General features: G+C 64.8%; 31 protein-coding genes and 1 pseudogene. 21 read left to right on the forward strand and 11 right to left on the reverse strand.

Annotated elements, in window-relative coordinates; genetic code table 11:
- Window positions 1-55: 55 nt before the first annotated feature.
- The 4 genes and pseudogenes from tsaB (at window position 56) to AC1PQG_RS09040 (ending at window position 2,704) form a co-directional block, all read left to right on the forward strand.
- Entirely contained in the window at window positions 56-748 is a 693-nt protein-coding gene (gene tsaB / locus AC1PQG_RS09025) for a tRNA (adenosine(37)-N6)-threonylcarbamoyltransferase complex dimerization subunit type 1 TsaB (protein WP_481122240.1), read from the forward strand.
- A complete protein-coding gene (gene rimI, locus AC1PQG_RS09030) occupies window positions 745-1,197 on the forward strand; it encodes a ribosomal protein S18-alanine N-acetyltransferase (RefSeq protein WP_481122241.1) in 453 nt (150 codons plus the stop codon). The genes tsaB and rimI overlap by 4 nt, the downstream gene beginning before the upstream one ends.
- Window positions 1,198-1,207: 10 nt before the next feature.
- Window positions 1,208-2,086: pseudogene (locus AC1PQG_RS09035) on the forward strand (uracil-DNA glycosylase).
- A gap of 75 nt (window positions 2,087-2,161) precedes the next feature.
- Window positions 2,162-2,704 carry a LemA family protein gene (locus AC1PQG_RS09040; RefSeq protein WP_481122242.1) on the forward strand — a complete coding sequence of 181 codons (543 nt, stop codon included), beginning with the start codon at window positions 2,162-2,164 and terminating at the stop codon, window positions 2,702-2,704.
- Here AC1PQG_RS09040 and AC1PQG_RS09045 read toward each other — a convergent pair.
- On the reverse strand, window positions 2,698-2,925 hold the full coding sequence (locus AC1PQG_RS09045) for a histidine kinase dimerization/phospho-acceptor domain-containing protein (protein ID WP_481122243.1): 228 nt from the start codon (window positions 2,923-2,925) through the stop codon (window positions 2,698-2,700). The genes AC1PQG_RS09040 and AC1PQG_RS09045 overlap by 7 nt on opposite strands.
- Before the next feature lie 16 nt (window positions 2,926-2,941).
- Here AC1PQG_RS09045 and AC1PQG_RS09050 point away from each other — a divergent pair, with 16 nt between their 5' ends.
- The 4 genes from AC1PQG_RS09050 (at window position 2,942) to AC1PQG_RS09065 (ending at window position 4,683) form a co-directional block, all read left to right on the forward strand.
- The gene (locus AC1PQG_RS09050; protein WP_481122244.1) at window positions 2,942-3,220 is read left to right on the forward strand and encodes a hypothetical protein; all 279 of its coding nucleotides are present in this window, start codon (window positions 2,942-2,944) and stop codon (window positions 3,218-3,220) included.
- Window positions 3,221-3,285: 65 nt separating this feature from the next.
- Window positions 3,286-3,771, forward strand: coding sequence for a tRNA adenosine(34) deaminase TadA (gene tadA / locus AC1PQG_RS09055; protein WP_481122245.1), 486 nt, complete (start codon window positions 3,286-3,288; stop codon window positions 3,769-3,771).
- A gap of 4 nt (window positions 3,772-3,775) precedes the next feature.
- Window positions 3,776-4,255 (forward strand): L,D-transpeptidase family protein, encoded by a 480-nt coding sequence (locus AC1PQG_RS09060; RefSeq protein ID WP_481122246.1) that lies wholly within the window; start codon window positions 3,776-3,778, stop codon window positions 4,253-4,255.
- Window positions 4,252-4,683, forward strand: coding sequence for a GNAT family N-acetyltransferase (locus AC1PQG_RS09065; RefSeq protein WP_481122247.1), 432 nt, complete (start codon window positions 4,252-4,254; stop codon window positions 4,681-4,683). Before AC1PQG_RS09060 ends, AC1PQG_RS09065 begins: the two co-directional genes overlap by 4 nt.
- Here AC1PQG_RS09065 and AC1PQG_RS09070 read toward each other — a convergent pair.
- The 5 genes from AC1PQG_RS09070 to AC1PQG_RS09090 form a co-directional block, all read right to left on the reverse strand.
- Window positions 4,680-5,366, reverse strand: coding sequence for a dienelactone hydrolase family protein (locus AC1PQG_RS09070; protein WP_481122248.1), 687 nt, complete (start codon window positions 5,364-5,366; stop codon window positions 4,680-4,682). The two genes, AC1PQG_RS09065 and AC1PQG_RS09070, sit on opposite strands and share 4 nt — an antisense overlap.
- A gap of 70 nt (window positions 5,367-5,436) precedes the next feature.
- Window positions 5,437-6,510 (reverse strand): AmmeMemoRadiSam system radical SAM enzyme, encoded by a 1,074-nt coding sequence (amrS, locus tag AC1PQG_RS09075; RefSeq protein ID WP_481122249.1) that lies wholly within the window; start codon window positions 6,508-6,510, stop codon window positions 5,437-5,439.
- Between the two features lie 3 nt (window positions 6,511-6,513).
- Window positions 6,514-7,077 carry an AmmeMemoRadiSam system protein A gene (gene amrA / locus AC1PQG_RS09080; protein ID WP_481122250.1) on the reverse strand — a complete coding sequence of 188 codons (564 nt, stop codon included), beginning with the start codon at window positions 7,075-7,077 and terminating at the stop codon, window positions 6,514-6,516.
- A complete protein-coding gene (amrB, locus tag AC1PQG_RS09085) occupies window positions 7,064-7,882 on the reverse strand; it encodes an AmmeMemoRadiSam system protein B (RefSeq protein ID WP_481122251.1) in 819 nt (272 codons plus the stop codon). The genes amrA and amrB overlap by 14 nt, the downstream gene beginning before the upstream one ends.
- 35 nt (window positions 7,883-7,917) lie before the next feature.
- Window positions 7,918-9,186 (reverse strand): MgtC/SapB family protein, encoded by a 1,269-nt coding sequence (locus AC1PQG_RS09090; RefSeq protein ID WP_481122252.1) that lies wholly within the window; start codon window positions 9,184-9,186, stop codon window positions 7,918-7,920.
- Window positions 9,187-9,257: 71 nt separating this feature from the next.
- Here AC1PQG_RS09090 and ispD point away from each other — a divergent pair, with 71 nt between their 5' ends.
- From ispD to thpR, 3 genes are read left to right on the forward strand one after another with little or no spacing between them, the layout of a single operon-like run.
- The gene (ispD, locus tag AC1PQG_RS09095; RefSeq protein ID WP_481122253.1) at window positions 9,258-9,959 is read left to right on the forward strand and encodes a 2-C-methyl-D-erythritol 4-phosphate cytidylyltransferase; all 702 of its coding nucleotides are present in this window, start codon (window positions 9,258-9,260) and stop codon (window positions 9,957-9,959) included.
- 2 nt (window positions 9,960-9,961) lie between these two features.
- The gene (gene ispF / locus AC1PQG_RS09100) at window positions 9,962-10,453 is read left to right on the forward strand and encodes a 2-C-methyl-D-erythritol 2,4-cyclodiphosphate synthase (RefSeq protein WP_079434963.1); all 492 of its coding nucleotides are present in this window, start codon (window positions 9,962-9,964) and stop codon (window positions 10,451-10,453) included.
- The gene (thpR, locus tag AC1PQG_RS09105; protein ID WP_481122254.1) at window positions 10,446-10,973 is read left to right on the forward strand and encodes an RNA 2',3'-cyclic phosphodiesterase; all 528 of its coding nucleotides are present in this window, start codon (window positions 10,446-10,448) and stop codon (window positions 10,971-10,973) included. The genes ispF and thpR overlap by 8 nt, the downstream gene beginning before the upstream one ends.
- Before the next feature lie 122 nt (window positions 10,974-11,095).
- On the opposite strand, the gene AC1PQG_RS09110 is transcribed toward thpR, so the two are convergent.
- Both AC1PQG_RS09110 and AC1PQG_RS09115 read right to left on the reverse strand, forming a co-directional pair.
- Window positions 11,096-11,536 carry a host attachment protein gene (locus AC1PQG_RS09110; protein WP_481122255.1) on the reverse strand — a complete coding sequence of 147 codons (441 nt, stop codon included), beginning with the start codon at window positions 11,534-11,536 and terminating at the stop codon, window positions 11,096-11,098.
- A 101-nt stretch (window positions 11,537-11,637) separates the two neighbouring features.
- Window positions 11,638-12,408 (reverse strand): M90 family metallopeptidase, encoded by a 771-nt coding sequence (locus AC1PQG_RS09115; RefSeq protein ID WP_481122256.1) that lies wholly within the window; start codon window positions 12,406-12,408, stop codon window positions 11,638-11,640.
- A gap of 121 nt (window positions 12,409-12,529) precedes the next feature.
- On the opposite strand from AC1PQG_RS09115, the gene AC1PQG_RS09120 reads away from it, so the two are divergent.
- The 7 genes from AC1PQG_RS09120 (at window position 12,530) to AC1PQG_RS09150 (ending at window position 20,641) form a co-directional block, all read left to right on the forward strand.
- The gene (locus tag AC1PQG_RS09120; protein WP_481122257.1) at window positions 12,530-14,740 is read left to right on the forward strand and encodes a RelA/SpoT family protein; all 2,211 of its coding nucleotides are present in this window, start codon (window positions 12,530-12,532) and stop codon (window positions 14,738-14,740) included.
- Between the two features lie 3 nt (window positions 14,741-14,743).
- Window positions 14,744-15,616, forward strand: coding sequence for a cation diffusion facilitator family transporter (locus tag AC1PQG_RS09125; protein WP_481122258.1), 873 nt, complete (start codon window positions 14,744-14,746; stop codon window positions 15,614-15,616).
- A 95-nt stretch (window positions 15,617-15,711) separates the two neighbouring features.
- Window positions 15,712-16,497: a peroxide stress protein YaaA gene (gene yaaA / locus AC1PQG_RS09130; protein ID WP_481122259.1), complete on the forward strand. Its 786-nt coding sequence runs from the start codon at window positions 15,712-15,714 to the stop codon at window positions 16,495-16,497.
- A gap of 12 nt (window positions 16,498-16,509) precedes the next feature.
- Complete coding sequence (locus AC1PQG_RS09135; protein ID WP_481122260.1) at window positions 16,510-17,778, forward strand: DUF445 domain-containing protein; 1,269 nt, start codon at window positions 16,510-16,512, stop codon at window positions 17,776-17,778.
- Between the two features lie 7 nt (window positions 17,779-17,785).
- Window positions 17,786-18,928 (forward strand): M14 family metallopeptidase, encoded by a 1,143-nt coding sequence (locus AC1PQG_RS09140; RefSeq protein ID WP_481122261.1) that lies wholly within the window; start codon window positions 17,786-17,788, stop codon window positions 18,926-18,928.
- Between the two features lie 127 nt (window positions 18,929-19,055).
- Window positions 19,056-20,423: a carbohydrate porin gene (locus tag AC1PQG_RS09145; RefSeq protein ID WP_481122262.1), complete on the forward strand. Its 1,368-nt coding sequence runs from the start codon at window positions 19,056-19,058 to the stop codon at window positions 20,421-20,423.
- A gap of 50 nt (window positions 20,424-20,473) precedes the next feature.
- A complete protein-coding gene (locus AC1PQG_RS09150) occupies window positions 20,474-20,641 on the forward strand; it encodes a hypothetical protein (protein WP_481122263.1) in 168 nt (55 codons plus the stop codon).
- 7 nt (window positions 20,642-20,648) lie between these two features.
- Here the strand turns inward: AC1PQG_RS09150 and AC1PQG_RS09155 are convergent, their stop codons facing one another.
- Window positions 20,649-21,620, reverse strand: a complete 972-nt coding sequence (locus AC1PQG_RS09155) for an HDOD domain-containing protein (protein WP_481122264.1) — start codon at window positions 21,618-21,620, stop codon at window positions 20,649-20,651.
- Window positions 21,621-21,758: 138 nt separating this feature from the next.
- On the opposite strand from AC1PQG_RS09155, the gene AC1PQG_RS09160 reads away from it, so the two are divergent.
- Window positions 21,759-22,619: an endonuclease/exonuclease/phosphatase family protein gene (locus tag AC1PQG_RS09160; protein WP_481122991.1), complete on the forward strand. Its 861-nt coding sequence runs from the start codon at window positions 21,759-21,761 to the stop codon at window positions 22,617-22,619.
- A gap of 26 nt (window positions 22,620-22,645) precedes the next feature.
- Here the strand turns inward: AC1PQG_RS09160 and AC1PQG_RS09165 are convergent, their stop codons facing one another.
- Entirely contained in the window at window positions 22,646-23,176 is a 531-nt protein-coding gene (locus AC1PQG_RS09165; RefSeq protein ID WP_481122265.1) for a gamma carbonic anhydrase family protein, read from the reverse strand.
- Window positions 23,177-23,393: 217 nt separating this feature from the next.
- Here AC1PQG_RS09165 and AC1PQG_RS09170 point away from each other — a divergent pair, with 217 nt between their 5' ends.
- Both AC1PQG_RS09170 and AC1PQG_RS09175 read left to right on the forward strand, forming a co-directional pair.
- Window positions 23,394-23,750 (forward strand): nucleotide pyrophosphohydrolase, encoded by a 357-nt coding sequence (locus AC1PQG_RS09170; protein WP_481122266.1) that lies wholly within the window; start codon window positions 23,394-23,396, stop codon window positions 23,748-23,750.
- Between the two features lie 79 nt (window positions 23,751-23,829).
- Window positions 23,830-24,675 carry a 23S rRNA (adenine(2030)-N(6))-methyltransferase RlmJ gene (locus AC1PQG_RS09175; RefSeq protein ID WP_481122267.1) on the forward strand — a complete coding sequence of 282 codons (846 nt, stop codon included), beginning with the start codon at window positions 23,830-23,832 and terminating at the stop codon, window positions 24,673-24,675.
- A 112-nt stretch (window positions 24,676-24,787) separates the two neighbouring features.
- Here AC1PQG_RS09175 and AC1PQG_RS09180 read toward each other — a convergent pair whose 3' ends face one another.
- Window positions 24,788-26,083, reverse strand: a complete 1,296-nt coding sequence (locus AC1PQG_RS09180; protein ID WP_481122268.1) for an acetyl-CoA hydrolase/transferase family protein — start codon at window positions 26,081-26,083, stop codon at window positions 24,788-24,790.
- Window positions 26,084-26,168: the final 85 nt, after the last annotated feature.

A 26,168-nucleotide genomic window follows, 5' to 3' on the forward strand; every position in this document is an offset into this window, starting at 1 on the left:
GGCCCGCGTCTTCAACACCGCTTCCGGAGGCGGAGGGCGGTAGAATGCGCCTCCTATGAAGATCCTCGCCCTCGAAACCTCCACCGAATATGGCTCTGTCGCACTGCTCGACGGAGAACGCCTCATCGAACGCCCCGTGGCCGGCCGTCCCGGTCATTCGGAGACCATTCTTCCCGAAGTGCGGGAGCTCCTGAAGGAAGCCGCCGTCGGCTTGGCGGATCTCGATGCGATCGCCTTCGGCGCGGGGCCCGGCGCTTTCACGGGTTTGCGCCTCGCTTGTGGTGTGGCGCAGGGGCTGGCACTCGGAGCCGGAAAGCCGGTAGTGCCGGTGTGTACCCTGGAGGTCTTGGCGGATCAGTGTGATCAAACGGCCATTTTCGTTGCCGCGGATGCGCGGATGTCCGAGGTCTACTTCGCCGCCTATCGGCGTATCGATGGTGTGCTAGTCGAACAGACCGCGCCGGCCTGCGCGGTTCCCGCCGCGGTGGCGTTGCCGGCGGAGGGCGACTGGTTCGGTTTCGGCTCCGCTTTCGGCGCATATGGAGCGGCGCTGATCCCGGCCCTCGGTGAGCGCCTCGCCGGCTTCGACCCGTCGCCGATCCCCAGGGCGGCCAGCGTGGCGCGCCTGGCTGCGGTGCGCTTTGCCAAAGGGGAGGCGATCGATCCTGCCTTGGCAGTTCCCTTGTACGTGCGCGACAAGGTGGCCATGACCACCGCCGAGCGTCTCGCCAGCGGAGGGCGGGCGTGACGCTGGTTGGACTGAATTTTGCACCGATGCAGGATTCCGACCTGGAATGGGTCGCGATGCAGGATGTGCGCCTGTATCCCTATCCGTGGACGGTCGGTAATTTTTCCGACTCCATGCGTTCCGGTTACAGTTGCTGGACCATGCGCGACGGTCTGGAACGCGTGGGTTATGCGGTGCTGATGATGGTGCTCGACGAAGCCCACATCCTCAATATCAGTGTCCAGGCCGAACGCCAGGGCCAGGGCCTGGGGCGCCGCTTGCTGGAGCATCTCGGCGACGTGGCCCGCCAGGACGGCGCCCGTCAGATGTTCCTCGAGGTGCGTCCATCCAATACTGCGGCGCTGGCCCTTTATCAACGTGCCGGCTTCGAAACCATCGGTCGCCGCAAGGGTTATTACCCGGCTGCGTCCGGGCGCGAGGATGCGTTGGTGATGAGGTCCCGCCTGTGAGCGCGCCGCGATGAACTTGCGTAGAAACGGCATCCTGCGGGAGATGGGGTTGGCTCCCCTGTGGCGGCTCCGCAGCGCGTCCGATGAGCACGAGGAAGCCGGCACGGCGCCGGTGTTGCAGCCTGCCGTGCTGGAGAGTCTGCCTGCCATGATGCCGGCCCAGGCCCAGGCCCAGGCCCAGCCCCAGCCCCAGCCCCAGCCCCAGCCCCAGCCCATCCGCAGCATGCTGTCTGCCGCAATGAAGGCGCCAGAGCAGGAGCGCAGGCCGCCAGCCGATGCGCCAGCAGCACCCGTGCGTGTCGGCGATCTGGACTGGGACGAACTGGAGGCACGCATCCGCAGTTGCGATGCCTGCGGCTTGTGCCGTTAACGCAAGCAGGCTGTGCCTGGCGTCGGTGATCGGAAGGCGGACTGGTTGTTCGTCGGTGAAGGGCCGGGAGCCGAAGAGGATGAGCGCGGCGAGCCTTTCGTTGGCCAGGCTGGGCGCCTGCTCGACAACATGCTCGCTTCGATCGATCTAAAGCGGGGGGAGGACGTCTACATCGGCAATGCGGTGAAATGCCGGCCGCCCCATAACCGGACGCCGGACACCGCCGAGCTGTCGGCGTGTTTCCCATATCTGCAACGCCAGATCGAACTGATTCGCCCGCGCCTGATCGTGGCCCTCGGCCGTCCAGCGGCGCAGGCGCTGCTCAATCAGGAAATCAAGATCGGCGCGGCGCGCGGCAAACTGTTCTCCTATGGCTCCATACCGGTGATCGTGACTTATCACCCGGCCTATCTGCTGAGGAATCTCGCCGACAAGGCAAAGGCCTGGGAGGATCTGTGCTTTGCACGGCGGACCATGATCGGTTTGAAGGCGGCCGACGGAGTAGCGCGACCGATTTAACAATCGGTGTCCGTGGGCTGTGTGCGAGGGTAGGCATAATGGCGCCACTCGCAGCATTTTCAGAAGGTGTTCTTGATGCAGACCCGACGGGCTGTATTTCTGCTGCTGGCAGCAAGTCTGGTAAGCGGTTGCGGATATCACCAGATTCAGGCCGAAGATGAGCAGGTGCTGGTGACGGCCTCCGAGTTCATCGAACTCAGCAGGCGACGCCTGGATCAGGTGCCGAATCTGATTCAGGTGGTACAGACCCACGCCCCCAGCGAGCGGGAGACGTTGAGCCGTGTGTCGCAAGCGCGTGACTCAACGGCTGAGCATATGCCTGCGACACCTGAATCCCTGGGGGACCAGGATGTGCTGATTGACTTCGCCAGGGGAAATCTGGAGTTGTCGCGGGCCGTCGACAGATTGTTGGTCGTGTCCGAAAACTACCCCGCTCTCAAGGCCGATGCTAATTTCCGAGACCTTCAAGCGCAGATGGAAGAGGCCGGTGGGCGGATCGACACCGCTGAGCTTCGGTACGTAGAAGCGGTCAAGGCATATAACGCAGAAATAGGAAGCTTGCCGAACAGGATCGTGGCCATGTTGATGGGAGCTCGACCGAAGGGCGAATTTCATTGACAGATGGCCCGGGCCAGCCGGGACAGGTCAACCTGACGTCGTTCCAGCGGCTTGCGACTGACCTGCGAGAGAGTCAGCAGGTCATCGATCAACTGGCTCATGCGGTGGGCCGCAGCACGGACACGGCGCAGCAGTTCTCGGGTCCCGTCGTCGAGTCTGTCGGGATAATCGGTGCCGATGATGGTGCTGTAGCCCTCGATCGCCCGCAGCGGGGTGCGCAAGTCGCCGAGCTTCCCGATGAATCAGCTGGCTCACGTCCAGACCGGTCAGGTCGCAGACGAAGCTGTTCCACAGGACGAGGCGGCCGGTTTCGTTGAACAGGAAGAAGGGGGCGGCAGGCTGTCGATGAGACCGCGGGAGAAGTACTCCAATGGCCCAGGGCTGCAGCGTCCCGGACGGGTTGCCGAAAACCACCAGGCCGCCCAGCAAGGCATGGAAGCGCGCGAGGAGGGCGGCGCCCTGGTGGCCGTCCTCATGGCGGACCTCCAGAACGGGGGCGATGTGCGGTTTCGCTGAGGCTTTCCACGATGCTGTTTTAAAATCCCGGCTTTAGGTCCGATCGAGTCTCTGGTTTCTTGAACATGCCTCTCATCCTTTCCGAGCAGGACAGCGCTTTCATGCGCATGGCGATCGAACTGGCCGAGGATGCCGGCCGTTGCGGCGAAGTCCCGGTTGGCGCGTTGATCGTCGGCCCGGACGGGCAGGTGGTCGGACGCGGCTTCAATCAGCCCATCCTCCGCCACGACCCCACGTCCCACGCCGAGGTGATGGCCCTGCGGGACGCCGCCGCGCGTCTCGGCAACTACCGTCTGCCGGGCTGTACGTTGTACGTCACGCTGGAGCCTTGCGCCATGTGCGCTGGTGCGATCATGCATGCGCGCATCGGCCGGGTGGTTTTCGGCGCACGGGATCCGAAGACCGGGGTTGCCGGTAGCGTAATCGATCTGTTTGCGGAGACACGCCTAAACCATCACGCTGCGATCGAGGGTGGCGTGCTGGCGGAGGAGTGCGGTGGCCTGTTGTCGAGTTTCTTTGCGGCCCGGCGCAAGCGTGCCGTGGCAGGGTGAGCCCATGCGGATTCGTGTCGATATTTCCAGCCAGACCCTATCTCTGTTCGGTGACGACGGGGCGTGCATCCGCCGCTATTCGGTATCCACCGCGAAGAACGGCGCCGGTGAGGAGAAGGGCAGCTACCGCACGCCGAGGGGGCGCCATGTGATCCGCGCGCGCATCGGCGCCGGTGCGCCGCTGGGTGCGGCCTTTCGCGGGCGCCGCCCGACCGGCGAAGTGTGGTCACCGGCGCTGGCGGAGGCGTCGCCGGAGCGGGACTGGATCCTCACCCGGATCCTGTGGCTGTCTGGCCTGGAGCCGGGGCGGAACCGCCTCGGCACCGTGGATTCGATGCAGCGCTACATCTACATCCACGGCACGCCGGATACCGAACCGATGGGCGTGCCGCTGTCCATCGGCTGCGTCCGCATGCGTAACCGCGATGTGGCGGAGCTGTTCGATCTGGTTCCGGCTGGCACGCAGGTGGACATCCGCGAATGAATACCCGTCCCGTCATCACCGTCCGGCTCGGCGAGTGGTCTGAACTCGCCGCCCAGGCGACACCGATCCGCTTCCGGGTTTTCGTGGACGAGCAGCAGGTGCCGGCGGACATGGAGCTCGACGAGTTCGATGCCGTGTCCTGCCATGCGCTGGCTTTGGCCGGCGATGAGCCGGCGGGCACAGGTCGGCTGTTGCCTGACGGTCACATCGGGCGCATGGCAGTGCTGGCCGACTGGCGCGGGCACGGTGTGGGCGCGGCCCTGTTGCAGGCCTTGATCGATGAGGCCGAACGGCGTGGCATGCGCCGGCTGGTGCTCAGCGCGCAGACCCATGCGCGGGGCTTCTACGCCCGTTTCGGTTTCGTGCCCGAAGGCGAGGTTTACGAGGAGGCGGGCCTGCCGCACCAGGCCATGTTGCGCCAGCGCTAACCAGCGTCTGGCTTGGGGGCGTCCGCTGCGGCGGGCGGCTGGATGAGGTGATGGTGGAACCAGTCCGCGGCCGTCGTCGCCGCGTCATCCAGCGCACCGGGTTGGCGGAAATCCTCATCGGTGCCTGCCAGAGCCCGCCAGTCCTTGGTGCAAGTGAGCAGGTCGAAAGCCTGACGCAAGGCCGACAGGCCTGTGTCTTTTTCGCCAACCACGAAACGCGTCGGGCAAACGATCTGGCGCAGTGGGGATATCCCCGCCAGCCCAGGGCGGCCACCGCGCAGCACCAGCGCATCGACGACCATGGGTTCCTTGGAGACCGCGCGTACCGCGGCGGCGCTGCCCGTACCGCTGGCGACCAGGCCGACCGGAAGCATGGCGAGCGGCGGCTGGTGGCGTAGCCATTCGAATATCTGGTTGATGCGTTGTCCGAGGAGCGGCGAGTTGTAGCGGGTGTCCGGGTCGCGGGTTTCCTCGTAATGGGTCAGCAGGTCGAAGATCAGCGTGGCGAATCCGGCCTCTTGCAGGCGTTTGGCGAAGTGGGCTTCACGGGACTCGCGGTGATTGCCGACCGAGTTCTGGGCGATGAGGATCAGCCCCTCGGCGTCGGGGGAATGGGCGAGCAGGGCTTCGAGCCAGATCGGGCCGGCAGCGATGCTCAGCGGGGTTTGACGCAGTTTCATCATGGCGGCGCAGCGCGGGTTTTTCGCTCAACGATGGCACGCCGGTGGGTGCCGGGCAAGGGCGCGGCATGCCCTATTGAGCGTGAATGTGCACTGGGACACGGCGCGGGCCGAAAGCACCGCGGAATTCGCCAAAACGACCGGCCAGTCGGTGTCCGCAGGCCGTGCAGGCCCCCTGGGCGTCGAGCCGGTAGGAGAGGATCGCATACCAGTCCCGTTCGATGACGGCCTGCCCGCAGCCCGGACAGTAGGTGGTTCCGCCTTCCGGATCGTGCACATTGCCGGTGTAGACGTAGTGCAGGCCGGCATCCCGGGCTATCTGGCGCGCGTGGCGGAGGGTGGTCGGCGGCGTCGGTGGAAGCTGGTCCAGTTTGTAGTCCGGGTGGAAAGCGGTGAAGTGCAGCGGCACATCTGGGCCGAGTTCCGTGGCGATCCATTTCGACAGGGCGGTGATTTCCGCGTCGCTGTCGTTGAGACCGGGGATCAGCAGCGTCGTGATCTCCACCCAAACCTGCGTCTCGTGGTGCAGGTAGAGCAGGGTGTCGAGCACGGGGGCCAGATGGGCGCCGGTCTGATGCACATAGAAGTCTTCGGTGAAGCCCTTCAGGTCCACGTTGGCCGCGTCCATCACCGCATAGAAGTCGCGGCGGGCGTCAGGGCTGATGTAGCCGGCCGTCACTGCGACGGTGGCCAGGCCGCGGGCGTGGCAGGCCTCGGCGGTGTCCATCGCATATTCGGCGAAGATCACCGGGTCGTTGTAGGTGAAGGCCACGCTGCGGCAGCCGTGGCTGGCGGCGGTGACGGCGATGTCATCCGGTGAAGCGGCATCCATCAGCCGGTCCATGTCGCGGCTCTTGGAGATATCCCAGTTCTGGCAGAACTTGCAGGCCAGGTTGCACCCCGCGGTGCCAAAGGAGAACACGCTGGAACCTGGGTAGAAGTGGTTCAGTGGCTTCTTCTCGATGGGGTCGATACAGAAGCCCGAACTGCGTCCGTAGGTGGTCAGGACCATCTTGCCGTCCACCATCTGGCGCACGAAGCAGGCTCCACGCTGGCCTTCGTGCAGGCGGCAGTCCCTCGGGCACAGGTCGCACTGGATGCGGCCGCCGTCGATGGAATGCCAGTAACGGGCGGGATGGTCGGACATGATCTACTCCAGTTCGCTGCCCTCGTGCCATTTGCGGACCTCGTAACGGGCCAGCATTACGTTGGGGCCCCAGAAGTCGGCGGGCAGGCGGGCTTTACGCTTGAGCGCCGCCATGAAATCGCGGGGATCGGGCAGTTGATCCCACACCTGGGGCAGGAAAGTGGCTTTCTGGCAGCCGTTGAAAAAGATCACCCCATCACGGCCGGGTACCAACTGGGCGAGAGCGTCGGCCTCGTCACGGAACTCCATGAAGTCCGGTTCGCTGAGCAGGGAGACCTCGATGCTGACCCGCGCGAATTCCGCTGCTGACAGCGGCGGAAAACGTGGATCACGCAGCGCGGCGGCCACTGCATTCTCACGTACGTCCTCGCCAAGGGCGCGGTGGGCGTTGAGGCTGCCGATGCAGCCGCGCAACTCTCCATCAATAGTCAGAGTGACGAAGCTGGCGCCGCGTTCCTTCAGTTGCGGATGATCGGGCGGCTGCGGGGCGGATTGGCCGAGCGCGTTGGCAATAGCCTTGCGGGCCTGGGCCAGCAGCACTGGGCCGAGGGTGTCAGTGGTGGGCATGCTGGCGGTCCTCGGAGAAGGCGATCGATGCGTAGCCGACCACGTGGTCGCGGTCGCCGGCGGTGTCGCCCGAGTTGCGCAAGTCGAGCACGTGGGGCGTCAGGTGGTGGCGGATGGCGGCAAGGAGCAGGCCGTTGATGGCGTCGGCACCGCAGGCCTGTTCGCCTTCCAGGCGGGCATCGAGTTGGCGGATCTGGGCGATGGTGGCCTTGTCGCGCAGCTGTGCTTGGCGATAGGGGTGGTAGTGGGACAGGTCGGAGCTGATGACGATCAGGGTTTCCGGGCCACCCCACAGGGTTTCCAGCAGGCTCGCCACCCGCTGCGGTTCGATGTCGCCGACGGCGATGGGCAGGATCTCGAAATGATCCAGCGTGCTCTGCAGAAAGGGCAGCTGGACTTCGATCGCGTGCTCATCCGCGTGGGGGCGGTCATCCACGACCACGCCGGGCAGCTCCCGGGCCTGCAGCCAGGCTTCCCGGTCCACCGATACGGCGCCGAGGGGCGTGAGGAAGGTCTGGGCCGCCGGAATGGCCATGCCGCGTACTGCCACGCGGTGCGTTGGGCAGAGGATCAGTACGCGGCGGATCACGTCGCGGCGCTGGACGAGCTCGCTGTAGGCACTCGCAGCCACCGCGCCTGAATAGATGTAGCCGGCGTGGGGGACGACCAGCGCCTTCGGGGCTTCGACGACTTCGGCGGGGATCGCCGACGACAGGAAACCCGCGACCTGCGCATGCAGGCTGTGGGGATCCGCAGGGTAGAACATGCCGGCGACAGCCGGCAGACGGTGGGATGCGTGAGCCATGATTTCCTTCAATCCGACAGGCTTGCCTGATTCCATTATAGGGAGGTGTGCAGCAACCAGCCGATACCGGCGCCCAGCCCGGCGCCGACGACCAGCATGCCACCGACGACGCGCCGGCCGAGGTCCCGGCCGCCGAGGGCGAAGGCCAGCCCCGACTTGAACGTCAGGTTGGCGAGCATCGCCAGCAGGATGGCGATCGCAGATGGCATCAATTCGAGTTTGCCCAGATTCAATAGACGCAGCGTCGACAGGGTGATGGCGTCCACATCGGTCAGGCCCGAGGCGAAGGCCAGCAGGTAGAGACCGCCCTGGCCGGCGATGTCCGACAGCCAGGCGGCGCACAGCAGCACGATGGCGTACAGCAGGCCGAAGCCCATGGCCGCGCGCAGCTCGGTCGGGTTGCGTGTTTCAGGCACAGGGAGTGTGTCCTTGCTGGCCAGCTTGTGCCAGTCGAAGGCGATGACCACACTGCCGACGAGCACCGCCAGTACGCAGCCGGTCAGCAGCAGTGGGGTGATGTCCGGCGACAGCGCCCCGGCGATCGCCAGCACCCGCACGACCATGATCAGGTTGGCGAGCAGGATGACCAGCTTGGCCGTCGGTGCCATGGCCGGGTTCTCGCGGGCATGGCGGGAGAACACCATCGTCGTGGCGGTGCTGGAGACGAGGCCGCCGAGCAGGCCGAGCAGTGGTGCGCCATAACGGGCGCCCACCAGGCGCAGTGCGGCATAGCCGGTGAGGCTGACGCCTGAGATCAGCACGATCATCAGCCATACCTGATGGGGGTTGATCGCCTCGTAGGGCCCGAAGCCCCGGTCCGGCAGGATGGGCAGCACGATCAGCGACAGCACCGAGAACTGCAGGATCGAGCGCCAGTCCTGGCTGGTCAGGCGGGCGGCGACGCCGCGCAGTTCGGACTTGAAATAGAGCAGCATCGTCGAGCCGACCGCCGCCATGACGGCCAGCCGCCCGTGCCCCAGCCAGACCATCGCGCCGAGGCAGTAACACACCAGCAGGGCTACGACGGAGGTGGTGCCCGGGTCGTTGGGTTCGGGCTGGCGGTAGTTGGCGGCGATGATCGTGGCAGCGACCAGCACGAAGCCGCCGACCAGCAGCGCGGGCTCGGCGAGTTGTTCGGTGAGGAGCCCGGCCAGCGCGCCTAGCAGACCGGTAAGGCCGAAGGTGCGTACGCCGGCAAGGGCGGACGGGCGACGTTCCCGCTCGAGGCCCATCAGCAGGCCGATCGCGGTAGCGAGGGCCAGGGCTTCCAGTTCGCGGGGGTCGAAGGCTTGTGAGAACAGCATGAGGGTTCTCCGAAAAGTCGTACGGCTTAATCAGCGGCAGGATCGTGGGTGACATTGAGTAGAATCGCGCGATGCGAAATCCTACGACCCGTTGTTATGCGATGGTGCCGGCGGCCGGAAGCGGCAGCCGGATGGGCGGCGAACAGCCCAAACAATATCTTTCCCTGCTCGGCGAGCCTCTGATCCGACACACCCTGGCGGTGCTGTGCGCATCGCCGGTGATCGATCGGGTCTATGTAGTCCTTTCGGTGGGTGATCAGGAATGGGACCGTCATGACTGGAGCCCCTTCGGCGACCGCTTGGTGCCCCTGTTCTGCGGCGGGGCGTCCCGGGCGGACAGCGTGCTCAATGGCTTGCGCGCCATTGCCGATGATACGTCCGAATCCGACTGGGTTCTCGTCCATGACGCGGCGCGGCCGTGCCTGGCGCCCTGGCATATCGAGAACCTGGTGCGTGAGCTGATCCACGACGAGGTGGGTGGCATCCTGGCGGTGCCGGTGGCAGACACCCTGAAGCGCGAGGACAGCCTGCACCGCATCGCCGCCACCGTGCCGCGGGATGGCCTGTGGCAGGCCCAGACGCCGCAGATGTTCCGTTACGTGATGCTCAAGCGTGCGCTGGAAAATGCCCGCCACGTCACCGACGAGGCCAGCGCCATCGAGGCGATGGGCCTCAAGCCGCGCCTGGTGCGCGGCGATCCGACCAATCTGAAGGTGACCTTCCCGCTCGACCTGCACCTGGCCGAATGGATCCTGCAACACCGGGAGTCATAGAGATGAATGTTCCGTTCCGCATTGGCCAGGGCTTCGACGTCCACGCCCTGGTTCCCGGCCGTCCGCTGATCATCGGCGGCGTGACGATTCCCTTCGCCCGTGGCCTGCTCGGCCATTCGGATGCCGACGTGCTGCTGCACACGATCACCGATGCCATCCTCGGCGCGGCCGGCCTGGGCGACATCGGCCGCCATTTTCCCGACACCGATCCCCGTTTCGAGGGAGCGGATTCCCGCGTGCTGCTGCGTGAGGCTGCCGCCGCCGCGCGAGCCGCCGGTTGGCAGACCATCAACGTGGATGCGACCGTGATCGCCCGCGCGCCGAAGATCCTGCCCCACGTGCCGGCGATGATCGCCAACATCGCGGCAGACCTGGGCGTGGAGCCGGCCGTCATCAACGTCAAGGGCAAGACCACCGAGAAGCTCGGCTTCACCGGCCGTGGCGAGGGTATCGCCGCCCAGGCGGTGGCGCTGTTGGCCCGCGTGGATGGCTGAACAAAGCCGCCGGCTCTTCCTGGCCCTGTGGCCGGAGCCGGCACTGGCCGAGCGCCTGCACCAACTGGCGGGCCAGGCTCACCGGGACTGCGGTGGGCGGATCATGCAGCAGGAGACCCTGCATCTCACGCTGGCCTTCATCGGCGCGGTGGTGGAGGACCGCTTGCCCGAGCTCCTGATGGTGCTGGGCCGGGTCCGCGTGCCGCGTTTCCATATTCGGCTGGATACCGTCGGCCACTGGGCCCACAACCATATCCTGTGGGCAGGGTGTACGGAGGTGCCGCCGGCCTTGCTGCAGCTGGCGGCCGACATCCGCCGGGAAGTGGCGGCGATCGGCCTGCCCGTCAGTGGGCCGGCCTTCGTGCCGCATATGACCTTGTTGCGCAAGGCGCGCACGCCTTATGTGCCGGCGGTTTTCGAGCCGCTGGAGTGGGACGTTGCAGAGTGGGCGCTGATGGAGTCTTGCCTGGCACCGCATGGCGCAGACTATCAGCGGGTGGCCGCGTGGGCACTGGACTGAGGGGCTTGCTTCGGCTGGACAAAAATCAGGCGGCAACGATGGGCATCGCGGCCGCCTGAAAGTGCGCTAACCCGAATGGGCGCGCCGGGAGGTCAGAGGAGCGGTACAACTCGAATCGTGGTTCAGACGAACAGGCATCCTTCCAGATGATCGCGGAGTGCCGGTTCCGGCGTCTTGGTGTAGTCCTTCTCGAAGCGGTCGGTGATCAGCTGCGCGGTTGGTCGGTCGAGAACGGAATTGAGCATGCCCATGAATGACGGTGGTGCGATGACGATGGCGCGGCCGAACAGGTTGCGGCTGCGCCCGAGATAGAGTTCCTTGGCGAGCTTCTGGGCAAAACTGCGGGCGGCGTTCTCTTTTGGTGGCGTCTGCTGTTCCCGGGCGCCATGTCCGCTGATGGAGGCCTGCATCTGCCCGGCACGGTCGGATGACAGGTCGGAATTCTTCATGCGGCTGGCGGGGTGTGCGATTTCCTTCACGAGCTGCAGGCCCTGCTTGGGTCCAAGGTTGGCATACAGGCGGGCAAGACTCGCATTGGCGACCAGAATCCAGGTAATAGCCATGAATTGCTCTCCACACTTGGTAAGGAATGCCGAGGCGGCTTACCCACTGTAGACAGCGGAGTCGGGGACTTCAAAGTTTTGTTTCAGGAATGCTGTCGGTTTTATTGCGAAGGCGTTTCGCGGGCCACCGGATCCTGCCGGTAGAACAGGGAAAGCTGCCTGTAAACAGCGGTGTATTCGGATTTCAGGAGCCCCGGCGTCTCGAAGAAGGCCTCACTCATGACCGCGAAAAACTCGGCCGGATGCTCGGCGCCGTAGGGGTCCAGCAGGGTGTCCTCACCGCCATCCACGCGCCGGCAGAAATCATCGAAAGCGGGCTGGAAAGCAGCCGCCCAGTCGGTGGCGGACATGTCGGTGGGCAGGGCCGGGTAGCCGTCCACTTCGCCGTTGCCCATGTCCAGTTTGTGGGCAAATTCGTGGATCACCACGTTGATGCCTTCGGGCTGCGCTTCGCCGTCGAACCACGAGAGCAGCACCGGCCCGCCTTCCCAGGCTTCGCCGAGCACCTCGTCATCGTATTCATGGACGATGCCGTCCTCGTCGATGACAGTGCGCGGGATGATGAAATCGCCGGGATAGACCACGATGCCGACCCAGTCAGCGTAGGCATCGAGGCCGATATGGAGGATCGGCAGGCAGGCCTGCAGTGCGATGGACAGCAACATGTCGTCGGTGACGTTCACGCCCTCGGCGCCGTGGATCTGCTTGTCGGCCAGGAATTCGAGGGCCAGCCTGCGCAGGCGCGGGCGGTCTGGCGCAGGCAGGAAACCGAGGAAGGGCAGGCTCTGCTCGATGCGCTCCCATTGTGCGGGAGCCACCTGCATGCGGTCGGCAGCGCGCTGGCGGCGCCAGCGGCGGAAGGCGGAGAACATGGCGGGTCGATGTCTGTCGAAGGGGGCCGGTATCGTGGCAAGGCCGTACCGGCGTGTCGTCGGTCACTCGAATACGATGAAGATCAAGCTTTGCGTCATCAGCCTATAGGATAATGTCGGCATGGTTGCCGTTACACATTCGATTTCCCAATCCGTGTCCGCGTTTTCCGCGGTCGAATTATTGTGCGAGGGGCTCGGCCCGGATGATGCCGCCCGCGTGGGTGCCGCCCTCGAGTGGGTCCAGCCGCTCTATGGGGAGCGTACCCTCGGCACCAACGAACCCATCTGGCAGCACGCCCTCGGCTCCGCGCTGATCGTCGCGTCCCTGCGTCTCGACGCGGATACGCGCACGGCGGCACTGTGTTTTGCGCTCGGCGACGTGCTGGACCATTCGGGCGAGCAGATTGCCGCCCGCTTCGGCGACAGCGTCGCGAGGCTGGTGGATGGCCTGCGCAGGCTCAACGGGCTGCGTGTCATCACGCGCATGACGTCCACCGCCAGCGCCCCCGAGATCCGCGCCCAGAGCGAGGTGCTGCGCAAGATGCTGCTGGCCATGGTGGAGGACATCCGCGTGGTGCTGTTGCGGGTGTCGTCGCGCACGCAGACGCTGCGCTACTTCACCGACCACCCGGGCAAGATCCGCGAATCCATCGCCCGCGAGAGTCTCGACATCTACGCGCCGCTGGCCAACCGGCTGGGCATCTGGCAGCTCAAGTGGGAACTGGAGGATTTGTCCTTCCGCTTTCTGGAGCCCGAAACCTACAAGCGTATCGCGCGCATGCTCGATGAGCGGCGCGTGGAGCGCGAGCAGTTCATCGTCGATGCGGTCGCCCGCCTGAAGAGCGAGGTGGAGGCCATCGGCGTCAAGGCCGAGGTGTATGGCCGGCCCAAGCACATCTACAGCATCTACAACAAGATGCGCGCCAAGCGCCTGGACTTCTCGCAGATCTACGACGTGCGCGCGCTGCGCGTGCTGGTGGACGAGGTGAAGGACTGCTACGCGGTGCTGGGCATCGTGCACCAGATCTGGACGCCGATCCCCAAGGAGTTCGACGACTACATCTCGATGCCCAAGGGCAACAACTACCAGTCCCTGCATACCGCCGTGTACGCCGGCGACGGGCGCGCGCTGGAGGTGCAGATCCGTACCCACGCGATGCACAACCATGCCGAGCTCGGCGTGGCCGCCCACTGGCGCTACAAGGAAGGTTCCGGCGCGTCGACCGGCGAGTACGACGAGAAGATCGCGCTGCTGCGCAGCCTGCTGTCGTGGCGCGATGAGGTGACGGATTCGGCGGACTGGCTGGAGCAGTTCAAGCGGGCTTCGCTGGACGACACGATCTACGCGCTGACGCCGCAGGGGCGGGTCATCGACCTGCCGCGCGGGGCGACGCCGATCGACTTCGCCTACCGTGTACATACCGACCTTGGCCACCGCTGCCGTGGTGCCAAGGTCAATGGCCAGCTGGTCACCCTCAACACGCCGCTGGAAAACGGCCAAACGGTGGAGATCATGTCCACCAAGGAGGGTGGGCCGTCCCGTGACTGGCTCAATGCGCAGCAGAACTACGTGGCGACGTCGCGGGCGCGCCAGAAGATCAAGCAGTACTTCAGCGCCCTCGAAGAGGAGGAGCTGCTGGTCCGTGGCCGCAGCGTGCTGACCAAGGAAATCCAGCGGGAAGGGCACGGACAGGTCAATCTCGAGGTGCTGGCGACGCGCCTCGGCTTCAAGAATCCGGAAGCCTTGTTCATCGCAGCCGGGCGCGGGGAGGTCGGGCCGCGGGCCATCCAGGTGGCGCTGCGTGGTGCGGATTCCCTGGAGGCGTCGCCGGAGACACCGGAGGTGATCATCGGCCAGAGCCATTCCGGCGATGCCAGCGACACCATCCTGATCGTCGGCGTCGGCAAGCTGATGACGTCCCTCGGGCGGTGCTGCAAGCCCGCGCCGCCGGATGCGATCCAGGGCTACGTGACCCGCGGGCGTGGTGTGTCCATCCACCGCGTCGAGTGCCGGGACTTCCAGGAGTTGGTGCGCCAGCATCCGGAGCGCCTGATCAGCGCCCAGTGGGGTGAGGCGGCCAATGTTTCCAAGGAAGTGGCGGTCTTCCCGGTGGACGTGCTGGTCCATGCGATGGACCGGCAGGGGCTGCTGCGCGACATCTCCGAAGTCCTGTCGCGGGAAAAACTCAATGTGATCGCCGTGAATACCCTCAGCCGCAAGGGTGCAGCGCGCATGCGCTTCACGCTGGAGGTGCAGGGCGTGCACCAGATCCAGCGGGCCGTCACCCTGATCCGGGAGGTCAAAGGTGTCACCGACGTGGAGCGTGGCTGAGGGGTGATCGACGGCAGCCGCTTCGAGCGGCATCACTTCGCGTGGCTGTCGATCGCCGCGGCGGTGGCGACGATCGGCCTGAAGACGCTGGCCTGGTGGCTGACCGGCTCGGTCGGCCTGCTGTCCGATGCGCTGGAATCCTTCGTCAATCTGGCGGGTGCCACGTTCGCGCTGTGGATGATCCTCGTCACACGGGATCCGCCGGACCGGCGGCATCCCTTCGGGCACGGCAAGGCGGAGTACTTTTCGAGCGGCTTCGAGGGCATCCTGATTCTCGGCGCTGCGGTGGCGATCATCTGGGCCGGCGTGGAACGCCTGATCTATCCGGTGCCGCTCGAGTCGGCCGGCTGGGGGCTGGCCTGGTCGGCGGCGGCGACCTTCATCAATTTCGTCGTGGCGCGCATCCTTGGTCGGGCCGGCGAGCGTTTCGACTCGATTGCGCTGCGGGCCGATTCCCGCCACCTGATGACCGATGTATGGACGTCCGTCGGCGTCATTGCCGGTGTCGGACTGGTCGCGCTGACCGGTTGGCTGCTCCTCGATCCGCTGATCGCCATCGCCGTCGGCCTGCACATCACGCTGGAGGCCTGGCAGCTGCTCAGGGAGTCCATCGATGGGCTGATGGATCGCAGCCTGGATCGGGCCGCGGTGGAGCGCGCCACCGGCGTGCTCGAATCTTTTCACTGCCGCGGTGTGGCGTTCCAGGGCTTGCGCACCCGGCGAGCCGGCGCTTCATCCTTTCTGCAGGTGGTTGTGCTGGTGCCGGGCGAGTGGAGCGTCCGCCAGGGGCATGCGCTGCTCGACGAGATCGAGGCGGAACTCGGCAAAGCCTTGCCGGGCACCGAAGTTACGACGCACCTGGAGCCCTTGCCCTGAGAGCGGTGCCGGCGCCCCGTGTCGCAGGGATCTCGCACCCGAAATGAGGCCCGCAGGCAGTAGAATCGCGGCATTTCAGAATCCGGGTCGCCCCCATGATTTTTGTGCTGTCCCCCGCCAAGGCGCTCGACTACGAGACGCCGCCCACCACCCCGCGCTTCACTGAGCCCGATTACCTGGACGACGCGGCCGAGCTGATCGCCGGCCTGCGCGAGCTGTCCCACGCCGAGGTCGCCAAGCTGATGGATCTGTCCGACCAGCTGGCGGCGCTCAATGTGGCCCGCTACGCCGACTGGTCGCAGCCGTTCACGCCGGCTAATGCGAAGCCGGCCGTGCTGGCCTTCAACGGTGATGTATACGATGGGCTCGATGCGCGCAGCCTCGGCGAGGCCGACCTGGATTACGCCCAGGCGCACCTGCGCATCCTGTCCGGTCTTTACGGCCTGCTGAAGCCGCTGGACCTGATGCAGCCCTATCGCCTGGAGATGGGTACCCGCTTCAAGAATGGCCGCGGCAAGGATCTGTACGCCTTCTGGGGCATGACCCAGACCGAGGCGCTGAACCGCCTGCTGGCGCGGGATGAGGCGGCGGGCCACGAGCCGGTGCTGGTCAACCTGGCCTCCGAGGAATACTTCAAGTCGGTCAAGCCGGCCCAGCTGAAGGGGCGCCTGCTCAACATCGGTTTCGAGGACTGGAAGGGCGGGCGCTACAAGATCATCAGCTTCTACGCCAAGCGTGCCCGCGGCTTGATGGCCCGGTATGCGGTCACCCAACGGGTCGAGGACGTGGACCAGCTAAAGGACTTCGACCTCGACGGCTACGCCTTTGCCGCCGAGGCTTCCGACATCGACCGCTGGGTCTTCCGGCGGCGCCAGGACTGAAGGGGGCTTGTTGTGGCGAATCCGCAGAAGATCGCGCAACTGGCGCGTATGAAAGGTGTGGCCGTCGCGGCCTTGATCGCTGTGGCGGCCTTGTTCGTGCTGGCCCGGCAACAGGGCTGGCCGTGGGTGGCGGCATTTGCCGAAGCCGCGATGATAGGCGCGTTGGCGGATTGGTTCGCGGTGGTGGCCTTGTTCCGCCATCCGCTCGGGTTGCCCATCCCCCACACGGCGATCCTGCCGCGCAACAAGGCGCGCCTGGCCGACAACATCGCCGAGTTCATCCGCGACAAGTTTCTCGACACCGCGTCGCTGGTAGCCCGCCTGCGCAGCGCCAATCCGGCCGAGCGGCTGGCCGGCTGGCTGAAGGACCCGAAGAACGCGACCATCTTCGCCGAGCGGTTGGTAGTGGTGATGGCCGAGTCCCTGGACTTCATGGACGATCCACGCGTCCGGCGGCTGGTGCTGCATGCACTGCGGCGGCGGGCGGGCAGCCTGGACATGGCCGACAGCATGGGTGGTATTCTCGATGCGCTGACCCAGGGTGGGCGCCACCAGGCCCTGCTCGACGAGAGTATCCACAAGCTGGCCCAATGGCTGGACGAGCCGGGCGTGCGCCATAGTTTCGCAAGCATGATTCTCGACGTGGCGGCGCGGGAATATCCGAAGGTGGTCGCGACCCTCGGTTTCGTCGGCATCGATCCGACCGAACTGGGCGACAAGGTGGCGACCGGCATCGTCGCTGGCGTGCATGGTCTGCTCAACGACATCGCCACGAATCCCGAGCATCCGCGCCGGGCGGCCTTCGACGAGGTGGTGACCCGCTACGTCGGGCGCCTCAAGAGCGACGAAGCCTTCCGGGCCCAGGTGGACCAGATGAAGCGGGAGTTTCTCGCCCATCCGGCGGTCGGCACGTATTTACGGGATCTGTGGGATGAACTGCGTACGTGGCTGGGGCGTGACATGGCCAGTGCGGACTCGATGATCCGCCAGCGCATCGCGTCGGCAGCGGGGGCGCTCGGCACCAGCCTGGCCGCCAACGAGGCGCTGCGGGACTCCCTCAACGAGCACCTGGAGAAGACCGTGGAAAGCCTGGCGCCAGAGCTGCGCACGGGCTTGGCCGGCCATATCGCCAGTACCGTGCGGGCCTGGAACGACGAGGATCTCGTGCGCGAGATCGAAGTCAGCGTCGGCCGCGACCTGCAGTTCATCCGTCTCAACGGCACCTTCGTCGGCGGCCTCATCGGCCTGGCCTTGTACGCGGTGACCCAACTCCTGACCTGATCCAGCCATGACCCTCAGAATCAGCAGCAACTTCGACTCCGGCGCCATCGAGGTGCTGTCCGTGGAGCGCCCGGACGACATCCGCCTGCGCCTGCGTGCCGACCAGGGCGTGGCTGGCGACGGGGCCTTCCGCCAGTGGTTCCATTTCCGTCTGCATGGCGCAGCGGGGCAGGGCGTGCGGATGGTGTTCGAGAACGCCGCCGACGCCGCCTACCCGGACGGCTGGCCGGACTACCGCTGCGTGGCGTCCTACGACCGCCGCCACTGGTTCCGCATCAGCTCGACCTGTTATGAGAACGGGCAACTGATCGTTGAGCACACGCCGGAGCGTAACAGCGTCTACTACGCCTACTTCGAGCCGTATTCCCATGAGCGCCACCTGGATCTGCTGGGGCGGGTCGAAATGTCGCCGTTTGCGTCGGTGACGAACCTGGGGGCGACGGTGGATGGGCGAGACCTGGACCTGGTTACCGTCGGCCGCGCCGCGCCGGGCAAGCAGCCGCTGTGGATCATCGCGCGCCAGCATCCGGGCGAGAGCATGGCCGAGTGGTTCGTTGAGGGCCTGCTGGAACGCCTGCTCGACGCGGCCGATCCGGTGGCCCGCCGCATCCGCGAACACGCGGTGCTGTACATCGTGCCGAACATGAACCCGGACGGAGCGATCCGCGGCAACCTGCGTACCAACGCGGCCGGAGCCAACCTCAACCGGGAGTGGCGCGAGCCGAGCGCCGAGCGCAGCCCTGAGGTATTGCTGGTGCGCCAGGCGATGGAGGCGAGGGGCGTCGAACTTTTCCTCGACATCCATGGGGACGAAGCGCTGCCCTATGTGTTCTTTTCCACCGCCGAGGAGGTGCCGGGTTTCTCGGATGAACAGAAGGCCCGCCAGGCGCGCTTCGTCGAGCGTTTCCAGGCGGCGAGCCCGGACTTCCAGACCGAGCACGGCTATCTCAGCGGGCGTTTCAAGGACGAATTGCTAAGCCTCGCCTCGAAATGGGTGGCCCACCGCTTCGGCTGCGTGTCCCTGACCCTGGAGATGCCGTTCAAGGACAATGCGAACCTGCCGGACGGCCTGAGTGGCTGGAGCGGCGAGCGCAGCAAATGTCTCGGTGCGGCGATGCTCAACCCCATTCTCGGCCATCTGACGGATTGAACTCCGCTGGATCCGGCCCTTCGTGCCGGCTCCATGAACCGTAACATTACAGTCATACAATCCGCCGACCCTTCATTCCACGAAGCCGGGTTCTGCCCGGCTTCACGTGCTTGCCGGACCTTGCCCCATGTCTTTTCAACTGTTTGCCGCCCCTCTGCGTGGGGCTCATCAGCCCCTGGCCGCGCTGGCTGCTGCGGTTCTCGCCAGCTTGTACCTGCCGGTCCAGGCCCACGCCGAATCCATCGATACCGAGGCGTGGACCGCCCGTTTCCAGACGACCTACGTGTGGCAGAACAAGCCGGCCTTCCATGCCGACTACAGTGGCCGCAACAGTCTGACCGCCGACCACGACAAGAGCTACACGGCGACCGCCACCGCCTTCCTGGGCTTCCGCCCATGGACTGGCGGCGAGCTGTACTTCAACGGCGAGGAAACCCAGGGGCGGCCGTTTTCCAACCTGGAGGGAACCGCGGCATTCACCAACGGGGAGCTGACGCGGACCGCCGGCTCCCGCCCGAAGTCCTACCGTCAGCGCCTGTTCCTGCGCCAGACCTGGGGGCTGGGCGGCGAGCAGGAGCATCAGGACGCCGACCTGAACCAGATGGCGGGCTTCGTGGACAAGAACCGTGTGGTGCTGACGGTTGGCAATTTCTCGTTGCTCGATGTGTTTGACGACAACATCTACGCCAAGGATCCCCGCGTGCATTTCATGAACGCTGCGTTCATGGCGCCGCTGGCCTACGACTACGCCGCCGACGCGCGGGGTTTCGGCTGGGGTTATGCGCTCGAGTGGTACCAGGATGACTGGGCGGTGCGCATCGGCCGGATGACGGGCCCGCAGGAGCCCAACATGCTCCCCATCGATTCGCGCATCGGCAAGCACTATGGCGACCAGATCGAGGTGGAGCGCGCCCACACGCTGTATGGCCAGCCCGGCAAGCTACGCGTGCTGGCCTGGCGCAACCGGGCACGGCTGGCCCGCTTCGATGACGCGCTAGCCTATCTGCGTGCCAATCCGGATGCGGACCCGCAGGCGATCCTGGCTGTGCGCCATGGCGATCAGATCAAGTTCGGCCTGGGGATCAACCTGGAGCAGGCGATCTCCACCGACCTGGGTTTCTTCCTGCGTGCGATGAAGGCCGACGGGCGCAGTGAGACCTTCGCATTCACCGAAACCGATAGCTCGATCGGCACCGGCTTGTCCTTGAAGGGCAACCGCTGGGGGCGTGCAGCGGATACGGTCGGGGTCGGCTATGCCCGCAATGCCCTGTCCCTGGACCGCCGTCGCTACCTGGAGGCAGGAGGCCTGTCCTTCTTTCTCGGCGACGGCGGCCTGAACTACCAGCCGGAGCAGATCGTCGAGGCGTACTACAGTTTCAATGTGTGGAAAAGCCTCTACGTGACTGCGGACGCACAACGCATGTGGAACCCGGGCTACAACGCCGACCGGGGGCCGGCCAACTTCTTCGCGGTACGCGTCCACGCGGAGTTCTGACAGCGCTGACGCCGCGCACGATGATCGCCACCGGACCGATGTGTCTGCGCATGACGCTACCGCTGGATTGGACTGTCAGCATCCTGCAGGACGTGGAGGAGCCGATGGTGGGTTGGGTTTCCCATCGCTACGGCAGCATGGAGCCGACCACAACCCTTGTATGGCGAGAGCAGCTCAGGGTCGGCGACGCCCTCGAAACCGCTTTCAGGCTGGCCTGAAGTGGGCTCAGGGCTGAGTCGGGAAGAAGAGGGCGATGACCGCCGGTGATTCGCTCCGGGCCTGAGCCCGGACCGCGGCAAGTTGTGATGCATCTATGTCGAGCCGCGCAATGGCGACGGGGTCCAGCAGACCGAGTGCGATCTGGTCAGGCTCGTCGAACTCGTCGGTTGCCTGGATCTGATTCGCTACATGCAGCAGTGCGGCTTCGGTGGCATGCGAGCCACCGAGGGCCGGCATCAACTGCGCTCCGATGACGGTCGCGAAGCTGGGAGGCAGGCTCCAGGCGGAGGCCAGCGCCGCACCGACTTCGGCATGGTTGCAGCCGATGATGGACTGCTCCGTCTCGTAGAGAGGAAGGCCGCTGCTCTGCGCCTTCTCAAGTGCTGTCCGGCAGAGGTCGGGCACGGCCTGATACATCACCAGATGGCCGATATCGGCGAGCAGGCCTTCGATGAACAGGCGTTCCGGATCACCGACGCCGAGCCGTTGAGCCGCAGAACGGGCGGCCAGGCCGCGGAACACGCAGCCTTTCCAGAAGCGCATCAAGGGTAGCTGCGGCGGTTGAATCGACGATAAGGCGGAGATGACGGCGGTACTCAGGATGAGGTCGTGAATCTGCTGCATGCCCATCAGGTTGACCGCTCGCACCACTGTCTCGATCTTGCCCGGGAATCCGTACAAGGCGCTGTTAACGATGCGCAGCACCCGGGCAGTGATGGCCGGATCGCTGGATACCGTTTCGGCCAGTTGCTGGACCGAGCTGTCAGGGTCGTCGAGGATGTCCCGGATGCGGTGGTAGATCGCGGGCAGGCTCGCAAGCTTCTCGACACAGGCGACTAGTTCCTGGGGGGTGCTCATAGGTTCGATGGAATAGGCGAAGTCCGAAAGCTTAACGGCATCTGTCGGCCTCACTTTAGGTGTGGGGGCAATTTTCGGGTCAGTTCCGAGCGTGACAAAAATCCCGCTTTGATCAGCCACTTGAACGCTTTGCGGGATTTGAGCACGGAGCCGCGAGGATATGGAGGGAGGTGCGATGACAGCTTTGCTATTCTGCGAAAAACCGATTCGGGATATGTGGTGGTCGCGGGTCGGAAATCATGGAGAACAGGCTTGTCTATGAAGGTACTGAGCTGGAACATTCAGTGGGGACGGGGCGCTGATGGCGAGGTGGACCTTGTCCGCAGTATTGCGGCGATCCGCATGCTGGGTGAGTTCGACGTGTTGTGTCTGCAGGAGGTGGCCGTAGGCTTCGCGGCCCTGCAGGGGCAGACGCCAGTGGATCAGGTTGCGGTGCTGGCTGCTGCATTTCCGGGTTACAGCGCGCATTTCGCCGCCGGCGTGGATATGCCGGACGGCGCTGGTGGCCGTAACCTTTTCGGCAATTTGACTTTGTCCCGCTTGCCCGTGGGGCAGGTGTTCCGTCACAGCCTGCCGCGCCCGCCGGATGCCGGTGTGCCGAGCATGCCGCGGGTGTGCCTGGAAGTGGTTGTATCCGGGCCGGCGGGGCCGATCCGGGTCTTGAACACGCATCTGGAGTATTACTCCGTGGTGCAGCGTTCGGCGCAGATCGACGCCCTGCGCGAGTTGCAGGCCGAGATCCGTGAGGTGCGGGAAAGCGTGGCCGGGCAGCCTCAGGGCGAGGCGGCCGATGAAGATTCCCCGTTCCGCAGTTGGCCACGTCCGCTGTCGGCCATCATCTGCGGTGACTTCAATTGCGAACCGGGTAGCCAGGCGTATTACCGCATGACGCTGAAGGGCCAAGCTGGCCCTGAATGGGCCGACGCATGGCCCGCTTGCTACGGCGACATCCCGCATTTGTGCTCAGTCGGCCTCAACGGGGCAGAGTGGCCGGATCGGCCCTATTGCTGCGACTTCTTTTTCGTCAGCACCGATCTGGTGGACAAGATCGACTCGGTAGCCGTCAATCAGGCCACAGCAGCGTCAGACCACCAGCCGGTCATGCTCACGTTGTTCTGAGCAAGTCACGGGCTTGCTGCTCAGGTTCACTCGTCCTTGAGTTCCACCAACTCGGCCTGGTATCGGAGCGCGTTTTTCACGTAGCCGTCGGCGCTCGCCTTGAGGCGTCCGATTTCGTGGTCGGTGAGTTCGCGAATGATCCGTCCGGGCGAGCCGCAGACCAGCGATCGATCGGGGATGACCTTGCCCTCCGGGATCAGCGAGTTGGCACCAATCAGACAGTGCTTGCCGATCACGGCCCGGTTGAGGACGACCGCGTTGATGCCGATCAACGTGCCTTCCCCGACCGTACAGCCGTGGAGCATGGCCTTGTGGCCGATCGTAACGTCACGGGCGATGTCGAGCGGCACACCGTCGTCGGTGTGAAGAACAGCGCCATCCTGGATGTTGGTGTTCTCGCCGACGTTGATCGGGTCGTTGTCGCCGCGCAGAATCGCGCCGAACCACACGTTGACATTGGGGCCGAGATGCACGTCACCGATGACGGTGGCGTTGTCCGCGATCCAGACCCCCTCCTCCAGTTGTGGAGCGCGCTCTCCGAGGCGGTAAATCGGCATATGCTTTCCTGTTTTAGTTGAGTCTCGACCGTGCCGCCGAATGGCCGGCCAAAGAGCGCGCCATAATAACAGGGTGACGGTCCAGTGCAAGGGGAAAGCGTAGCGTTTTGATACATTTCCCGTGCCGAAATAAGGGCTTAGCATTCTTGCCAAAATGCGTTGAAAAATGCCGGTCACAGCGGTGCTGCCTTGGCGTTTTCTTGATGAAAGGATGGAAATGGCGGAGCTGGATGAACTGACACGGCTGGTGTTGGCGTTTAGGGATGAGCGGGATTGGTCCCAGTTCCATTCCCTGCGCAATCTGATCGTGTCCCTCAACCTGGAGGCCGGCGAGTTGCTGGAGCTGACGCAATGGAAGAGCGACGACGAGATCGCCGCATTGCCACTTGATCTGTACGGGCGAGAGGCGCTGGAGGACGAATGTGCGGATGTGTTGCTGTACTTGCTCCTGATCGCGGATCGGGCCGGTATCGATCTTGAGGCCGCAGCCCGCACCAAGCTGGTGAAGAATGCCGCCAAGTATCCGGTCGACCGTTTCCGTGGCTCGCGCCGCAAATACGACGCGCCGGAGTGATCGTTGGAGAGGCGGCAGGGCGGGCGAGGTGTTAACATCGCGCCCCTGATCTTTCGTCCCGTTGCCGGGTGCATCCGCCATGCTGAGTTACCGCCATGCCTTCCACGCAGGCAACCACGCCGACGTGCTCAAGCACTTCGTGCTTGTCCAGTTGCTGGAATACTTCAACCAGAAGGACAAGCCTTACTGGTATATAGACACCCATGCCGGTGCCGGCTGCTATTCCCTCGAGGAGGCGTTTGCACGCAAGAACGCGGAATATGAAGAGGGCGTCGCGCGCCTCCTCGGTCGCAAGGATGTGCCGAAAGAGCTGCGGGAATACCTGAAAGTCGTGCGTGATCTGAACACGGACGGCCGTCTGCGTCTGTACCCCGGTTCTCCGTGCTGCGCTGCGGCGATCCTGCGGCCGGATGACCGCATGCGGTTGTTCGAGCTGCATCCGGCCGACAACCGGCTGTTGCAGCAGACCTTCGAGAGCTCCGGGAGTAAGGCGCTGATCCTCGAGCAGGACGGCTTTACCGGCATCAATGCCTTCCTGCCGCCGCCGAGTCGCCGGGCGCTGGTCCTGATCGACCCGCCGTACGAGGTGAAGACCGACTACCGGACGGTGATTTCGATGCTGAAGGAGAGCCTGCGTCGCTTTGCGACCGGCACCTACGTGGTGTGGTACCCGAAGCTGCAGTCGATGCAGTCGCGGGAACTGGCCGACAAGCTCAAGCGCCTGCCGATCACCAGTTGGCTGAACGTGAGCCTGGACGTGCAGAAACCGTCGGAAGACGGCTTCGGCATGCACGGCAGTGGCTTGTTTATCATCAATCCGCCGTGGACGCTGCCGGAAACATTGAAGAAGGTGATGCCTTATCTGGTTGAAGTGCTGGGCCTGGATGACGGAGCCAAGTTCGAACTGGAGTACGAGATTCCTTGAGCGGCAATGAAGAGGGCTGCAAGAGCCGGTCGCGTGATGCGGCCAGCGCTTGCAGCCCTGAGAGCTTGCAGCGAATGCCGTTCCAGCCCAAGGCCGGGACGGCATTTCTTGTTTACACCAAGTGCATCTTCCGGGCTGCGGCGGTCAGTTCCTCGCGGAAGTCCGGATGCGCGATGCCGATCAGGGCCTGGGCGCGCTGTTTGGCCGTCTTGCCGCGGAGCTGGGCGACGCCATACTCAGTGACGACGTAGTTGATATCGTTCTTGCTAGTGGACACGTGGGTGCCCGGCGTGAGGGTCGGCACGATGCGGGAGATCGCACCATCCTTGGCGGTGGAGGGCAGCACGATGAAGGCCTTGCCGCCGTTCGAACGGTTGGCTGCACGCACGAAGTCGGACTGGCCGCCGGTGCCGGAGTAGGGGATCGGACCCAGGCTCTCGGAGCCGCATTGGCCAAGGAAGTCGATTTCCAGTGTCGCGTTGATGGCGATGAGGTTGTTGTTCTGGCCGGCCAGGTAGGGATCGTTGGTGTAGTCCACCGGATGCATCTCGAACATCGGGTTGCGGTCCATCCAGCTATAGAGCTTCTTGGAGCCGAGCGCGAAGGTCGCGACCATCTTGTTGGGCAGGTAGTTCTTGCGGCGGTTGGTGACTGCGCCGGCTTCGATGAGGGTCAGGATGCCGTCGCCGATCATCTCGGTGTGGATGCCGAGATCGTGCTTATGGGTCAGCTGCATCACCACCGCGTCAGGAATGCCGCCGTAGCCGATCTGCAGCGTGGAGCCGTCGTCGATGAGATCCGCGACATACTTGCCGATGGCTTCCTGCACCGGTCCGATGGTCGGCAGGCCGACCTCGAGGATCGGCTCTTCATTCTCGACCAGCGCAGTGATCTGGGAAATGTGAATGTGGCAGTTGCCGAAGGCGTAGGGCACGTTCGGATTGACTTCGACAATAACCGCTCGTGCCTTGCGGATCGCGGCCATCGTGTAGTCGGCGGCAATGCCCAGCGAGAAATAGCCGTGCTTGTCCATCGGCGAGACCTGCGTGAACACGACTTCCGCTGGCATCAGGCCACGGTCGATCAGCTGCGGCATCTCGGAGAAATAGCTGGGCGTGAAATCCACGACCCCTTCGCGGAAGCCGGGGCGGGTGGCGCCACTGAAGAAGTAGGCGACGTGGCGGACGTGCTCGGCGGTGCTCGGATCGAGGTAGCCGAACTTGCGTACGGAGAGGATCTGCGACACCTTCACGTCGTGGAAGTCACGCCGCTGCTCGGAGAGGGCGCCGAGCAGCGCGGGCGGCTCGGCGACGGCGGTCGGTACGACGACGGTGTCACCGTTGCGGATATGACGGATCGCTTCTGCGGCGGTGGTTCGCTTGGCGGCGTATTGATCCTGGAAACTCATTGACTTTTCTCCCTTGGTAATCGTTTTAGTGCAGATTAGACCACGCTCCCGTGGTCCAAGCTGTACTCGATTGTAAAGCCGGTCC

The sequence above is a fragment of the Zoogloea sp. GDB6 genome (assembly GCF_056724105.1).

Excerpts from the sequence above, each read along its gene's own strand:
- tsaB (WP_481122240.1), top strand. The coding sequence starts at position 56 with ATGAAGATCCTCGCCCTCGAAACCTCCACCGAATATGGCTCTGTCGCA.
- AC1PQG_RS09040 (WP_481122242.1), top strand. The coding sequence starts at position 2,162 with ATGCAGACCCGACGGGCTGTATTTCTGCTGCTGGCAGCAAGTCTGGTA.
- AC1PQG_RS09050 (WP_481122244.1), top strand. The coding sequence starts at position 2,942 with ATGAATCAGCTGGCTCACGTCCAGACCGGTCAGGTCGCAGACGAAGCT.
- tadA (WP_481122245.1), top strand. The coding sequence starts at position 3,286 with ATGCCTCTCATCCTTTCCGAGCAGGACAGCGCTTTCATGCGCATGGCG.
- AC1PQG_RS09060 (WP_481122246.1), top strand. The coding sequence starts at position 3,776 with ATGCGGATTCGTGTCGATATTTCCAGCCAGACCCTATCTCTGTTCGGT.
- AC1PQG_RS09065 (WP_481122247.1), top strand. The coding sequence starts at position 4,252 with ATGAATACCCGTCCCGTCATCACCGTCCGGCTCGGCGAGTGGTCTGAA.
- AC1PQG_RS09070 (WP_481122248.1), bottom strand. The coding sequence starts at position 5,366 with ATGATGAAACTGCGTCAAACCCCGCTGAGCATCGCTGCCGGCCCGATC.
- amrS (WP_481122249.1), bottom strand. The coding sequence starts at position 6,510 with ATGTCCGACCATCCCGCCCGTTACTGGCATTCCATCGACGGCGGCCGC.
- amrA (WP_481122250.1), bottom strand. The coding sequence starts at position 7,077 with ATGCCCACCACTGACACCCTCGGCCCAGTGCTGCTGGCCCAGGCCCGC.
- amrB (WP_481122251.1), bottom strand. The coding sequence starts at position 7,882 with ATGGCTCACGCATCCCACCGTCTGCCGGCTGTCGCCGGCATGTTCTAC.
- AC1PQG_RS09090 (WP_481122252.1), bottom strand. The coding sequence starts at position 9,186 with ATGCTGTTCTCACAAGCCTTCGACCCCCGCGAACTGGAAGCCCTGGCC.
- ispD (WP_481122253.1), top strand. The coding sequence starts at position 9,258 with ATGCGAAATCCTACGACCCGTTGTTATGCGATGGTGCCGGCGGCCGGA.
- ispF (WP_079434963.1), top strand. The coding sequence starts at position 9,962 with ATGAATGTTCCGTTCCGCATTGGCCAGGGCTTCGACGTCCACGCCCTG.
- thpR (WP_481122254.1), top strand. The coding sequence starts at position 10,446 with ATGGCTGAACAAAGCCGCCGGCTCTTCCTGGCCCTGTGGCCGGAGCCG.
- AC1PQG_RS09110 (WP_481122255.1), bottom strand. The coding sequence starts at position 11,536 with ATGGCTATTACCTGGATTCTGGTCGCCAATGCGAGTCTTGCCCGCCTG.
- AC1PQG_RS09115 (WP_481122256.1), bottom strand. The coding sequence starts at position 12,408 with ATGTTCTCCGCCTTCCGCCGCTGGCGCCGCCAGCGCGCTGCCGACCGC.
- AC1PQG_RS09120 (WP_481122257.1), top strand. The coding sequence starts at position 12,530 with ATGGTTGCCGTTACACATTCGATTTCCCAATCCGTGTCCGCGTTTTCC.
- yaaA (WP_481122259.1), top strand. The coding sequence starts at position 15,712 with ATGATTTTTGTGCTGTCCCCCGCCAAGGCGCTCGACTACGAGACGCCG.
- AC1PQG_RS09140 (WP_481122261.1), top strand. The coding sequence starts at position 17,786 with ATGACCCTCAGAATCAGCAGCAACTTCGACTCCGGCGCCATCGAGGTG.
- AC1PQG_RS09145 (WP_481122262.1), top strand. The coding sequence starts at position 19,056 with ATGTCTTTTCAACTGTTTGCCGCCCCTCTGCGTGGGGCTCATCAGCCC.
- AC1PQG_RS09150 (WP_481122263.1), top strand. The coding sequence starts at position 20,474 with ATGACGCTACCGCTGGATTGGACTGTCAGCATCCTGCAGGACGTGGAG.
- AC1PQG_RS09160 (WP_481122991.1), top strand. The coding sequence starts at position 21,759 with ATGAAGGTACTGAGCTGGAACATTCAGTGGGGACGGGGCGCTGATGGC.
- AC1PQG_RS09165 (WP_481122265.1), bottom strand. The coding sequence starts at position 23,176 with ATGCCGATTTACCGCCTCGGAGAGCGCGCTCCACAACTGGAGGAGGGG.
- AC1PQG_RS09170 (WP_481122266.1), top strand. The coding sequence starts at position 23,394 with ATGGCGGAGCTGGATGAACTGACACGGCTGGTGTTGGCGTTTAGGGAT.
- AC1PQG_RS09175 (WP_481122267.1), top strand. The coding sequence starts at position 23,830 with ATGCTGAGTTACCGCCATGCCTTCCACGCAGGCAACCACGCCGACGTG.
- AC1PQG_RS09180 (WP_481122268.1), bottom strand. The coding sequence starts at position 26,083 with ATGAGTTTCCAGGATCAATACGCCGCCAAGCGAACCACCGCCGCAGAA.